This window comes from Myxococcus sp. CA023 (assembly GCF_010998615.1).
In the GTDB taxonomy this organism is placed as follows: domain Bacteria; phylum Myxococcota; class Myxococcia; order Myxococcales; family Myxococcaceae; genus Myxococcus.
Window position 1 is genome coordinate 53,566 of the sequence record NZ_JAAEAH010000033.1, and the last position, 12,013, is coordinate 65,578.

General features: G+C 70.3%; 11 protein-coding genes. 9 read left to right on the forward strand and 2 right to left on the reverse strand.

Going from position 1 to position 12,013, the window contains the following annotated elements; genetic code table 11:
* Positions 1-25 precede the first annotated feature (25 nt).
* A complete protein-coding gene (locus F8M74_RS16285) occupies positions 26-1,981 on the reverse strand; it encodes a hypothetical protein (RefSeq protein ID WP_228560421.1) in 1,956 nt (651 codons plus the stop codon).
* A 141-nt stretch (positions 1,982-2,122) separates the two neighbouring features.
* On the opposite strand from F8M74_RS16285, the gene F8M74_RS16290 reads away from it, so the two are divergent.
* The 5 genes from F8M74_RS16290 to F8M74_RS16310 all read left to right on the forward strand — a co-directional run bounded on the left by F8M74_RS16290 (position 2,123) and on the right by F8M74_RS16310 (position 7,390).
* Positions 2,123-2,293 (forward strand): Xan family putative trans-acting RiPP leader peptide, encoded by a 171-nt coding sequence (locus tag F8M74_RS16290; RefSeq protein WP_140861314.1) that lies wholly within the window; start codon positions 2,123-2,125, stop codon positions 2,291-2,293.
* Between the two features lie 5 nt (positions 2,294-2,298).
* A complete protein-coding gene (locus F8M74_RS16295; RefSeq protein WP_141255503.1) occupies positions 2,299-3,297 on the forward strand; it encodes an aromatic ring-hydroxylating dioxygenase subunit alpha in 999 nt (332 codons plus the stop codon).
* A 14-nt stretch (positions 3,298-3,311) separates the two neighbouring features.
* Positions 3,312-4,286 carry a c-type cytochrome gene (locus tag F8M74_RS16300; protein WP_141255502.1) on the forward strand — a complete coding sequence of 325 codons (975 nt, stop codon included), beginning with the start codon at positions 3,312-3,314 and terminating at the stop codon, positions 4,284-4,286.
* Between the two features lie 105 nt (positions 4,287-4,391).
* On the forward strand, positions 4,392-6,275 hold the full coding sequence (locus F8M74_RS16305) for a hypothetical protein (RefSeq protein ID WP_141255501.1): 1,884 nt from the start codon (positions 4,392-4,394) through the stop codon (positions 6,273-6,275).
* Positions 6,276-6,292: 17 nt separating this feature from the next.
* Positions 6,293-7,390, forward strand: coding sequence for a hypothetical protein (locus F8M74_RS16310; protein WP_141255500.1), 1,098 nt, complete (start codon positions 6,293-6,295; stop codon positions 7,388-7,390).
* A 22-nt stretch (positions 7,391-7,412) separates the two neighbouring features.
* Here F8M74_RS16310 and F8M74_RS16315 read toward each other — a convergent pair whose 3' ends face one another.
* Positions 7,413-8,690 carry a TldD/PmbA family protein gene (locus tag F8M74_RS16315; RefSeq protein WP_216619687.1) on the reverse strand — a complete coding sequence of 426 codons (1,278 nt, stop codon included), beginning with the start codon at positions 8,688-8,690 and terminating at the stop codon, positions 7,413-7,415.
* Between the two features lie 219 nt (positions 8,691-8,909).
* On the opposite strand from F8M74_RS16315, the gene F8M74_RS16320 reads away from it, so the two are divergent.
* From F8M74_RS16320 to F8M74_RS16335, 4 genes are all read left to right on the forward strand, one after another.
* Entirely contained in the window at positions 8,910-10,292 is a 1,383-nt protein-coding gene (locus F8M74_RS16320; protein WP_216619688.1) for a metallopeptidase TldD-related protein, read from the forward strand.
* A 168-nt stretch (positions 10,293-10,460) separates the two neighbouring features.
* Positions 10,461-11,105 (forward strand): hypothetical protein, encoded by a 645-nt coding sequence (locus F8M74_RS16325; protein WP_163884447.1) that lies wholly within the window; start codon positions 10,461-10,463, stop codon positions 11,103-11,105.
* Positions 11,106-11,456: 351 nt separating this feature from the next.
* The gene (locus F8M74_RS16330) at positions 11,457-11,663 is read left to right on the forward strand and encodes a cold-shock protein (protein WP_011551728.1); all 207 of its coding nucleotides are present in this window, start codon (positions 11,457-11,459) and stop codon (positions 11,661-11,663) included.
* A gap of 75 nt (positions 11,664-11,738) precedes the next feature.
* Positions 11,739-11,921 carry a hypothetical protein gene (locus tag F8M74_RS16335; RefSeq protein WP_011551729.1) on the forward strand — a complete coding sequence of 61 codons (183 nt, stop codon included), beginning with the start codon at positions 11,739-11,741 and terminating at the stop codon, positions 11,919-11,921.
* Positions 11,922-12,013: the final 92 nt, after the last annotated feature.

Below are 12,013 nucleotides of genomic sequence, written 5' to 3' on the forward strand. Positions count from 1 at the left end.
GTCGGATTCCGGAAGGCCCGGTGGGCTAGATGCGAACGTAGAGGCTCACGCCCGCGCGGAAGACGCCCAGCCCCGAACCGGAAACGGTGGGGTCCGCGGGGAGGCTCTCGAAGCGGAACTCGCTGCCACGTTCGCCGTAGGGCACCTCGACGAAGGTCTGGACGAAGATGTCCCGGATGTCGAAGGGCGAGGAGTTGAAGGCCAGCCGTGACAGGTACGACGCATCCTGCACGTTGGCGATGGTGGTGAAGATGAGCGACATCTGGGACACGCCGCGCCGGCCGATGTTGACCTGCCCCAGGGCGTAGTAGCGGCCATGGAAGAGCGGCCGGAAGTCCCCCTGCGAACTCAGCCAGGGCAGGAAGGCGCGGTCGTCGTAGCCCAGCGGGTTGTGGAAGCCCTCCACCCGGATGACGGCGCGGTAGAGCTCGGCGAAGTTGAACGTGGCCGAAACGCCCGCGCTGACCAGCAGCTTGCGTCCCTCCAGCGTGCGCTCCACGAAGCTGTCGCCATCGCGGGCCCAGAGCCGCGTGTTGCCGTCGCCCACCCAGGCCACCTCGGCGTTGAAGTCCAGCAGGCCCAGCGCCATCGTCGCGTCCAGGCCGTACCGGGGCCGGCGCGACTGGTCGAACACCGCCGTCGCGGCGATTTCGCCCGTGCCCACCGCCATCTCCGCGCGCACGCCACCGCCGTAGCGCACCCGCCGGAGGTCCTCGCTGACGTCCTCCACGTTGGCGGTACCCAGGAGCGACAGGTTGGCGGCCATGGCCTCCCACGGCACCGTGAGGCGGACCATGTCGACGCCCGTGCGCAGGTCGAAGATGTTGAGCGGATCCGGGTTGGGCGCCTGCAGGAAGTCGGTCGGGTTCCAGATTTGCGAGCTGCCCCAGCGAATCTCCTGGCGCCCGGCGGTGACGAACAGCCGCTGGGCGACGTCGAACTTCAGCCACATCTGGCCCAGCACGGCGGCGGGTCCGTTCGCCTCCGTGGACAGCGGGTCATACGCCAGCCGCCCCATCATGAAGCCGCGCACGTGCTTCGACGGCGTCGCGTCCAGGTAGATGTCCGCGAGCGCGGGCAGGACGGGCTGGTACGACGTCTTCCCCTGGGAGCGCAGCCCCGTCAGCTCCGCTCGCTGGAAGTAGATGCCGCCCACCGCGAGCACGTCCTGCTGACGCTCCTGCGCCGTCTCATGCCAGGGGTCCGCGGCCTCGCCCTCCGGGCCCTGCCAGCCCTCCACGATGGCGCCCGATGTACCGGCCGGCCGAGGCGCGGGAGCGGGAGCGGGAGCGTCCAGCAGGTCCTCGAAACCGTCAGGCGCACCGGCCCCGCTCGGGTCCACGGCGGCGGTGGCGAGCCCGGAGGCGGAGTCCGTGTCGGGCGGCAGCGTCCCCGTGGCGGGCGCCGCCCTCGGGACATCGAGCGCCGCCGCCGCGGCCGGCACGGTGGTGCCTTCACTCCCGGCCGAAGCCATGGAGCCGCGTGCCGGGGGCGGGCTCGCGGAGGCCAGGGGCTCGGTGTAGCGCATCGACTTCACGCGCCGCTGCTTGTCGAGGAGCACGCTCAGCCCGCGCGCGCGGTAGTGCCACCAGCGCTGGCGCGCGGGCGCGGCTTCCTCCTCGTGACAGTCCGGGCTGCCCTCGGATGCCTTCGCCGCGCCACACGCGGGGCCGTACAGCGCGACGAGCCCCGCCTGCGTCGGCGGCTTCGTGGGCACCACCTCGATGCGGCGCAGCACGCCCTGCCGGGCGTCGAAGTGGAAGCGCGTGCTCCGCGTGCCTCCCGGCGCGGCCTTGCGCTGGTACGTCAGCACCACCGCGCCGTCCTCGTGGACCTGCCGGGTGGGCGGGCCAAACGAGAGCAGGACCTGCTGGAGCGTCGTCGTGCCCGGCTCCGTACCGTTCCAGGGCTCGGCGGACGCGGCAAGACTCCAGAGCAGGATGGCCGCGGCCAGGGCTCGAACGGGCAAGGGGGGCATCATCACAGGGGCCCCCAGAGCGTATACGAGTCTCAATCAGCGATACATATGTCGAAAAATTCTTAAGAAAAGGGACTCCGGATTGACAGGCCCCCCAGACAGCCGGACACAATCGCGCCCCCACCCCCCGATTCAGGAGGCCTCATGGCTTCGGAAGAGACCCTGTCCGCAGCGCCCGCCCACTCCGAGCCCGCCACTTCCGAGGCGGCGCACAACGAGGCCTCCGCCGCGCCCGAGAAGCTGGATGAGATCGAGGAGATCGACTTCCTGCTCGAGGAGATCGAGAGCAAGATTGCTCCGCTCGCGCTGGCGTAAGGGTCGTGCGTTCCTACGTTGACGCATTCTCCCCGTACTGGCACCCGGTCGCTTTCTCGAGCGAGCTGACGGCCGTTCCACTCCCCGTGCAGTTGCTGGAGACGGAGCTGGTGCTGTGGCGGACGGGCTCGGGCGTGGCCGTGACGCACCGGCGATGTTCACACCGGGGCGCCGACCTCAGCCTGGGCGTCGTCACCCCGGAGGGGCTGCGCTGCGGCTTCCATGGCTGGACCTACGGCACGGACGGACGCTGTGTGCGGGTGCCGTCACAGCCCGCCGCGCCCATTCCCGCCCGGGCACGCGTCTCCGCCTTCCAGGCCACGGAGCGGTACGGCCTCGTCTGGGTCTGCCTGTCCCCGGAGCCCGCCGCGCCGCTGCCGGAGTGGCCGGAGCTGGAAGACGGTGCCCTGGCCACCGTGCCCCTGCCGGTGCTGGATTGGGACGTCGCCGCGGGCCGGATGATCGAGGTCGTCCTGGATGTGGCGCACCTGTCCTTCGTGCACGAAGGCACCTTCGGCAACCCGGAGCAGCCGGAAGTGCCTCCCTATGAAGTGGAGCGGCGCGCCACCGGCGTCGGCGCGCGCATCGTCTATCCGGCGCTGGCTCCGGCGACGGATGGCATGCCGCCCCGGGTGGATCGCACCACGCTCACCTACGACGTGACGCTGCCCTTCGCCGCGAAGCTGGCCTTCAAGCCGACGCTCTTCTACGTCCACACCGTCTACGCCATCGCCTCTCCGCTCTCCGAGGAGAAGATGCGGTGCTTCTACTTCGCCTCGTACCACCCCCGGCTGCGCAATCACTTCCCGGAGATGTTCGTGAAGAGTGAGCTGGCCATCCTGGAGCAGGACCGGCGCACGCTGGAGGGCGTGCGTCCCCGGGCCCAGCCCCTGGACTTCGCCAGCGAGGTCCACACGCACGCGGACCGCCTGCCCATCGAATACCGCCGGGGTGTCATCGCCCTGCGGCTGGGCAAGCCCGTGGACGGACCCGCCCCGGAATGAGGACCCACACCCCCATGCGCTCCCATCTCCTGTTCCTGCTGCTGGCGCTGAGCGCCTGTCAGCGCAACGAATCGCCGCCGCCACCCGCGAAGGCTCCGGCCGCATCCACGCCGGCACCTCGTGCTCCCGCCGTCCCGGCCGTAACCGCGTCCGCGGACGCGGCGAAGCTGGAGCGGGGCCGGTACCTCGTGGAGAACGTGCTCGCCTGTGGCTCCTGCCACACGCCGCGCGACTGGTCTCGGTATGGAGGCCCCGCCTCCGGGCCCGCGCTCTCCGGCGCCTGCTGGGACGACGCGGCCTGGGAGCTGCCCGGTCGCGTCTGCGCGCCCAACATCACCTCCGATCCCGAGCACGGCATCGGCCGCTGGACGGATGAGGAGCTGATGCGCGCGCTGCGCGAGGGCACCGGGCGCGATGGGAAGACGCTCTTCCCGCTCATGCCGTTCCTCCTCTACCGCGAGTTGTCGGACGCGGACGCCCATGCCGTGATTGCCTGGCTGCGTCAGGCCCCGGCCACCCCGCGCGCTTCGGCCCGCTCGGTCATCCCCGACGAGGTGTACGCGCAGTACAAGGACATGGCCGCGCCCATGAAGACGGCCGTGCCGGAGCCCGCCGCGGATGACGTCTCTCGCGGTCGCTACCTGGCCACCATGGCGCAGTGCGCCGCGTGTCACGCGGGCATGGACGAGGCGGGCACGCCCTTCGTGGGAGGACGTCCGTTGCCCACGCCGCACGGCCCGGAAGTCGTATCCAATCTCACGCCGCATGCACGCGGACTGGGCGCCGTGGACGAAGCGGCCTTCGTCGCCCGCTTCACCGCTTTCAAGGACCTGGCACCCGCGTCCGCGCGGGCGGGCCAGGTGAACAAGCTCACCATGCCCTGGGGCTTCTTCGCCGGACTGGCGGAGGCGGACCTCAAGGCCCTCTACCGTTACCTGCGCACGGTGCCCGCCGTGGCCCCCGCTGCGCCGTCCGCGTCTGGCAAATGACCCATTCTGGCGCCACCTGGGAGCGTCCGGTAGACTCCCAGCGCGTCCCCTGAAAGCCCAACGTCCCGCGCCCTTCCCCCATGGTCGCGCGTGACGCGTGCCCCCATGAAATCTCATTTCAAGCGACTGCTCCTGTCCGTGCTGGTGTGCTCCGCCGGCTGCGACGTCTTCAACATCGGCGACGCCGAAGGGACCCGTGGCCGCGGCGCGAGGGCGTTCGACCCGTATTCGAGCTCGGCCTCCGGCGCCATCTCCCTGTCCCTGCTGTACTTCAATGGCTGCGCCATCCTGCCCACCGGTGAGCCGGTGTCGGCCGGCTCGCTGGACCTGCCGGACTATCCGGCCACCTGCGAGGCCATGAACAGGATGGGCCAGTCGGTGCCGCCCTCGGCGCGGTTCGAGGTGACGCCGGGCGTCAGCTACTTCGTCCGCGAGTTCACCGCGGTGGACGCCGTCTCCGACGTCCACACCGACTTCAAGAACCAGCACGCCCCGTCCTTCTGGATGCGCAAGGAGTCGCGCTTCAAGGACCTGGACTGGTCGGGCGTGACGGTGGGCCGGGACGAGTGGACGAACGACTTCGACTCCACCTTCCAGCGCGAGACGTACTACGAGAACGCCGCGTGGATGCGCTCGCTGGACGACACCTTCCTCATCGAGGTGCTCGACGCGGACGGCGCCGTGCGCACCTCCATCAGCTACAGCCGCCGTGACTTCATGGGTGAGAGCGCCACCACGGGCCGCACGCGCGCCAGCTGGCTGGTGGCGGACCTGGCGCGGCCTCGCTTCCCGGGAGACCCGGAGGTGAGCCTGCTGCCGGACGGCACCGAGCCCACCTACAAGACGATGGTGAAGGCGTCCTTCTCCGGCGCCACCAACCCGTTCAAGACGCTGACCATGCCGCAGCTCTCCGGCGAGGGACTCATCCGCGTCACCTGGAGCCAGCTGCCCCTCAAGCCCTTCCTCTTCCCCATCGTCTTCACCCCCGAGGCGGAGCGTCCGGCCACCTGCTACCGGCTGGATGAAAGCGGGCTGGCCACCGACGAACAGGTGCCGTGTGGCTTCGGCCTGACGCAGGCGGTGCGCGTCAACCGCCCGGCCAACGGCAGCTACTTCATGCCCGGTGACTCGGTGGACTTCATGGTGTCGCTGCGCGACGGGGACGGCAACGGCCTGCATCCGCGCAACCGGATGCCCAGCTACAACCAGTACATGGGCGAGTCCTCCAACGGCCTCGCGTACTTCAACGAGGAGATGCTGTTGACCTACCGCGAGGCCAGCTCCTCGGAGTCCGGCTTCAAGGTGGTGGGCCCGCTGCAGGACCTGCAGGTGTCGCGAGGTTCCTACACGCTGCCGTACTTCTCCTTCCCGCTGTTCAGCGAGCCGCACTTCTACCTGCCGCCCGGCGCCAACCAGCTCGCGGGCGGCGGTGATGCCCAGCCGCCTACGCACTACTCGGTGACGCTGCCGCCGAACGCGAAGGCGGGCACCTACGCCATCCTCCTCAAGGGGCACCGCACCTTCATGGGCGAGCGCCTCAACCGGCTGGACCCCTTCTTCTTCCAGGTGGGCCAGGCCCAGCCCACCACGTACCCGGGCCGCGTGGGCAACTGCCAGGTGTGCCACAACGGGGTGAACTCGCTCTCCAACGTGCACCACGGCATGTCCGTGGACCACGTGGAGGCGTGCAAGACGTGCCACATCGAGGAGGGCTACGGCTACCTGCCGGACGTCATCCACCGCATCCACAACAGCTCGCGCAAGTACAACCAGAACAAGGGTGACTGCACCATGTGTCACCTGACGCGGGAGAGCACGCTGTGGCCCAGCCTGATGAGCTGCAATGGCTGCCACGTGGCGTCGCACGGCACGGAGTACTTCGACCTTCGCTTCGAGCCCATGCAGAACACGCCCAACGGCTACGGCAACTGCGCCGAATCGTGCCACGTCACCACGCCGCCGGCCGAGCACATCCTCCCGCCCCGCTGAGCCCTCAGAGGAACGCCATGAAGGTTCGCTCTCTCATTGCCTCGACCCTGTCCGCCGCCGTGCTGAGCGCGTGCGCTGATAGCAGCGCACCGCCTCCGCCCAAGCTGGACGCCAAGGCGCCCTATATCAACCTGCCCGACCGGCGGGTGCCCGTCTCCGGCGTCATCTTCGATCCGGAGGCGATGTTCTATACCTTCGTCATGTGGCCGCCCGACCCGGAGGACCCTGAGGCCGGGCCGCCGCTGCCGGCGCTGCTGTATGGCATGCCCACGGTGATGCGCGCGTCCGTGTGGGGCGCGCAAGTCAGCATGGTGGGGCCCACCGGCGAGGTGGTCGACACCAGCGGCCCCGCGATGCCGCCCTGGGGCAACTTCCAGACGGAAGGCCTTCCCTCCGACCCGACGGTGCCGTACCTCATCCGCGCCGAGCCCGCGCCCGGGCTCTCGGTGGGGGCCGCCGACATGTTCCCGGAGGACGAGGGCCACGCGCCCATCCCCGCGGTGCCGTACTACGCCACCACCAGCCTGCGGCCCATCGCGGCCACCGGGACGCAGTGCCTCATCCAGTCGCCGGCCATCGTGGGCGAGGCGGGCGCGCTCGGCGCGCTGGCGCAGGTGATTTCCGAGGAGACGGGGACGTCTGTCTCTCCGGCCAGCCTGGCGGATGCCTCGTCGGGCCGCTCGGTGGCGCTGCTGTGGGTCTACTCGCCCAGCCCGGTGCTGGACGCGTTCCTGTTCCCCAGCGGTGACATCGCGGCGGAGACGACGGCGGGCACGCTGTACGCCATTGACTGGGCGCCGCCGGGCTCGTTCCCGGGCCAGACGGAGATGGGCTACTTCGCCATCCCCAACGGCATGAGCAGCCTGGGCTACTACGCCCTGGTGGTGCAGCCGGGCGCCCCGAGCGCGCTGACGGTGAGCTTCGTGGACACCCTGGAGGACGAGGAGGAGGGCCGACCCTGGGAGGTGCCTCCCTTCTTCGTCGAGGGCCTGCCGCCGGGCGTGTCCTTCACGCGCCTGTTCGCCATGGAGGCCACGCCGCCCATGGAGGAGAACCCCTACGAGGAGCCCGCGCCGCCGCCGGACTTCGGCTTCCTCTGCTACCCGGAGGGGTGACGCACCCAGGCGCCCACGGCGCTCACCGCGAGGGCTCCACCGCGAGCCCGCGGAAGCGCACCGTGGGCTGCCCGAAGGACACCGGAAGCGGGCCGTGGTCCAGCTTCCGGCAGCCGCGCGTGGCGAAGAGGTTCTTCGTGTCCGCGCCCACCGCGTCGATGGCGGCCAGCGCCTCCAGCCCGTTGCCCCGGAGGATGCCGGGGCCCATGCGGCGCCCAGGCCGTCCGTTTCGAATCTCCCGCGCCTCCACGATGTAGAAGCTGAAGTCGCCCGACAGCAGGTCCATCTGCCGGGGCGTGAGGTGCTGCACCAGCAGCCCGTGCGGAATGTCCGCCATCAGCGCCTCCAGGTGGCCCTGGTGCGCGTCAACGCGCGTGTGGGCCATGCGAGGCAGGGGCGGGTGCCGGTAGCTGACGCGCCGCCCGTGTCCGTTGGGCACGCGGCCCAGCGCGGCGGCGCTGCGGGCATCCAGAAGGGGCGCGTCCACTCGGCCCTCGCGGATGAGTGTCACCGGGAGCGCGGCGTGGCCTTCATCGTCCCAGGCGAAGCCGAGCGCGCCGTGGCCGTCCGTCGGGTCGTCCGAGACGCTGAGGTGCGCACCGGCTACCTGCTGCCCCAGCCGCCGCGCCAGGTATGAGCCGCCGCGCGCGACGACGTCTCCCTCCAGGGGATGTCCGCACACCTCGTGGAAGAAGCAGCCGGAGGCGGCGCCCGGTGGAAAGACGATGGGCAGCACGTCGCGGGGGCAGGGCACCATGGGTGTCGTATCCCGCAGCTCCCGCGCCATGCTCTCCACGAGCGCTTCCAACGAGGGCAGCGCGGTGCGTGCCCCGGTGACATCCGGCCAGGCGGCGCAGCGCCACAGCTCAGCCATGCCCGCGCCGGTGTCGTGGAAGGCCTTCACTTCGAGCAGGGCATGGCGCTGGCGGTCTTCTCTCAGGTGCGCGTCGCTGGCGGACAGCGTGTGCCGCTCCACTTCGCGCAGCAGCACGTCCAGGTGCTGGGCGCCCGCGGCCCGCGCTGTCGCCTCCAGTTGGCGGACGAGCGACAACAGGGCCTCCGTGTCGCTCGCGAGCCGGGGCTCGGCGTCGAGCAGAGGGCGGGCCTGGTTTGCCAGCGCCTCCGGCATGAGGCCTTTCTTCCATCGGGCGCCGGCCACCTGGGCCCATTGCCAGGTCATGCTGTCCGGGGTGGTCTGTCCCATGGACCAGCCCTGGTCGAGCACGGGGGGGAAGACGCGGAGCCCGGAACGCTGGTGGAGGACTTCGGTGACTTCGCGCCGCTCCACGAACCAATCCAAGCGTGTGTCCTCCGGCCGGGCACCACGCGGGCTGGCCGTGGCTTCGGTGACGCCCACCGTGAAACGGCGGGCACAGGTTCAGGAGCATACGCCAGACGGTGAGGCGGACCCATGCACGCGCCTGGATTGCGTGCACGCACGGACGGACGGTTGAACCACCGGTACGGATTCACCGGTATCCTCGCGAGCAGTCCCAGCGTGTGTCGGCGGAGGCAGTGGATGCGGGGCGGTTCCGGTTCCGAGGAGGACAGCGGGGGGGCGGCATGCGCGGGCCTTCAGCCTCGCGAATGGCTGACGTCCGCTGGCGAAGCGCTGGAGGCCTTCACGCGGCACCACGCACCCTCGCAGGCCGAGTTGTTCCTCGCCGCGGAGCGCAGGCTGTCGTTCGAATACGACGCAGGGACGGGGCGCTCCATCGTCAACCAGGGGGAGACCCTGGATGCCATGGCGCGCGTGAGCTGGGACGCGCGGCAGGGCATGCTGACCGCGCCGGTGGGTGAGGCAGGCGCGCTGTCGCTGCTCCTGGAGCGCACCGCGCGACAGGCCACTTCAGGACGTGCGAGTCCTCTGCCAGAGCTGCCAGCTCAGACTGATTCCCCGAATGTCTCGAGTCCTCCGCCACTCCAGCCGGAGCGCGCGGCGCGCCGGATGAAACACTTCATCGAGGCCGCCGTGCCCCCTGGCAGCGTCGTGCAGGCCGCGCTGCTCACCCAGGTGTCCACGTGGCGCGCCCTGGTGCGTGCAAGTGGCGCGCGCCGTGCTCGCACGGAATGGCGCGAGGAACTGTTCGTGCGCTGTGAGACACCGCGAGGCGCCGTGGTGGATGCGGTGGCGTTTCCCGAAACAGCGGCGGACGACACGGTCATCATTCCGCTGCGCCATCGACTCGCGGAGGCTGTTGAAGCCCTCACGGGCCCCGCGGAGTCGCTGGACCGCGACCTCCCCCTGGTGCTGCGGCCGGCGGTGGCCGCGCCTCTCGCGGCGGGGCTCATCTGGTTGCTACGGGGCGACGTGGCCGCCGCCACGCCCGCGCTGGCCCGGGCCGTGGGGCGCAAGTTGTTTCCCTCGGTCCTGAGCGTGGTGGACGACCCGAACCACCCCACGGGCACGCGGCGCGTATCCATGGATGACGAAGGGCTCTCCACAGACACGCTGTCGCTGGTCGACGCGGGCGTGCTGCGAGGATTCCTCCACGCCTCCGACACCGCATCGCGGCTCGGCGCGCCGCTCAACGGGCGCGGCTTCCGCACCACCATGTCACCACCCACGCCCGAAGCCGTGAATCCCTCCCTCGTGCCCGGTGAGACCGCCGTGCTCCCCGCGCACTACACGGAACTCGTCGCACGCGTGGAGACCTTCACCACCATGCCGCGTCCCGGCACCGTCACGTTGGTGGCAGGCGGCTGGGAGGTACGCGACGGCCGTCGTGTGCGCCGCATTGCTCCGGTGGAACTGGAACTCCCCGTGCTGGAAACCTTCCGCGCGCTGCGCGGCGTGGGGACGGACCTGACCTTCTTCCCCACCGCCGAGGGCTGTGGCACGCCGACGCTCGTCTTCCCGCCCCTGCTGTCGGGTGCGCAGGGAGGGCAGGCGGCCAGGTGATGTCCACGTCCCTGGGGGCGGCGCAGGGCCAGCCAGGCGACGCCAGCCCGCCTGCCCTGCGAGCAGGACGCGCGCTGTCCCCGAATCCGGTGCATGCTGCGCGCACGACGCTGGGCCGCCGGTACGAGGCCCCTGGGCCCAGGGAGGCGGCGTCACGGGAGGACACGGATGTCGGGTCAGTCGCTGGCGGCGAAGATGCTGGAAGGGGCGCGGGAATGGGCGAAGCGATTGCCGAATGCGCTCTCCAACGACATGGCGGTGGACGTGAGCCGCAGGCGGGTGCGCCTGTCGCATGCGCGCGTGGAGACCGTGGTGAGCCAGCTGCTGGCCCGGCTGAAGAACTTCGAGCTGCGGGAGTGGTCCGCGCGGGAGAACGTCTATGACGTCCGCTTCTCCGTGCACGGCTGGAAGCTGCGCGTGGAGACGGCGCTGGAGCGCGTGGAGCTGGCCTCCGGGCGCTACCGGCTGTGGTTGAAGACGCCGGGCGTGGTGGAGCTGGAGGAGTCCCGCACGGCTTCGTCGCTGATGATGGGCGTGCTTCGCGCGGGGGCGGGCCGGGCCGCGATGCGGGTGTTGGCGGAGCGGCTGCTTCCTCCGGGCATTCGTTGGGACGGTCAGGTGTTACAGGTGGAAGGGCCGTTGCCCGAAGAGGGCGTGCTGCCCGCCCGGCTGTTCGACTCGGCCTCCCTGGCCATGACCGCCGAGCATCAGTCCGAGGGCCTGTGGCTGGCCGCTGAGGCCTGGCCCGGGCTCATGGACCTGCTCCAGGTGGTGTTTGGCACGGAACTTCCGCGCACGCCCCCCGGCACCTAGCGGGCTAGGCCAGGAAGGCAGCCCCTGGCTGCTCCTCGTTCCGGGAGGGCGGGGGGCCAGTGGTGTCCAGGAATGTGCCCTCCAGGGCGCTCCCCAGGGGCCGCGGGCGCCCCCACATTGAAGGAACGTCCGGCGATGAAGGGGCGTCAGACGATTTTCGGGGCGTGGTGCCACGAGTCAAGGGGCTGGAATTCTTCGGTTCTACGCCACGTTTCCTTCACGCGGCGAACAACCGGTGGAGATTCGGGGCCTTCCACATTCGACATTGGCCCCTCGACAGGCTAGAGGCTGCCTGTCTCGCTCTCTGGGACGGGCCGCGGTCTCGCGCCGCACGCAGAAAGAAGAAGAAACATGGCAACTGGCACCGTGAAATGGTTCAACGACGCGAAGGGCTTTGGCTTTATCGCCCAGGACGACGGTGGGGCCGACGTGTTCTGCCACCACACCGCTATCCAGACGGATGGCTTCCGTACCCTGGCCGAAGGCCAGAAGGTGGAGTTCGAGACCCGGAAGGGCCCCAAGGGCCTCCAGGCCGAGAACGTCCGCGTAGTCGGCTGAGAGCTCAGGCTCAGCACCATCAGCCCGGTCTCCTCACTGCGAGGCCGGGCTTTTGTTTTCAGCGAGGGAGGCTCAATGCAAGGCAGATCCACGAAGCGCCAGAAAGAGCAGGCGCGCAAGCAGCACCAGCAGGAGAAGAACGCGAAGCGCGAGGAGCGCAAGAAGGTCAAGTCCGAGCGCGGGCCGCGCCAGCCGGGTGAGGTCGACCCCGATATCGCGGACATCATCCCCGGTCCCCAGCCGCCGCTGGAGATTTGAGCCCAGTTTCGTGCCGCCTGGGCTTGCCACGTGGTCTGTGGTGCCCAGGGCAACCTTCCGGGACGGCGCCCCCGCCCCCGGGAGGACGCAGT

Coding starts and splice junctions, on each gene's coding strand:
- F8M74_RS16285 (WP_228560421.1), bottom strand. CDS start 1,981: ATGATGCCCCCCTTGCCCGTTCGAGCCCTGGCCGCGGCCATCCTGCTC.
- F8M74_RS16290 (WP_140861314.1), top strand. CDS start 2,123: ATGGCTTCGGAAGAGACCCTGTCCGCAGCGCCCGCCCACTCCGAGCCC.
- F8M74_RS16300 (WP_141255502.1), top strand. CDS start 3,312: ATGCGCTCCCATCTCCTGTTCCTGCTGCTGGCGCTGAGCGCCTGTCAG.
- F8M74_RS16305 (WP_141255501.1), top strand. CDS start 4,392: ATGAAATCTCATTTCAAGCGACTGCTCCTGTCCGTGCTGGTGTGCTCC.
- F8M74_RS16310 (WP_141255500.1), top strand. CDS start 6,293: ATGAAGGTTCGCTCTCTCATTGCCTCGACCCTGTCCGCCGCCGTGCTG.
- F8M74_RS16320 (WP_216619688.1), top strand. CDS start 8,910: ATGCGGGGCGGTTCCGGTTCCGAGGAGGACAGCGGGGGGGCGGCATGC.
- F8M74_RS16325 (WP_163884447.1), top strand. CDS start 10,461: ATGTCGGGTCAGTCGCTGGCGGCGAAGATGCTGGAAGGGGCGCGGGAA.
- F8M74_RS16330 (WP_011551728.1), top strand. CDS start 11,457: ATGGCAACTGGCACCGTGAAATGGTTCAACGACGCGAAGGGCTTTGGC.
- F8M74_RS16335 (WP_011551729.1), top strand. CDS start 11,739: ATGCAAGGCAGATCCACGAAGCGCCAGAAAGAGCAGGCGCGCAAGCAG.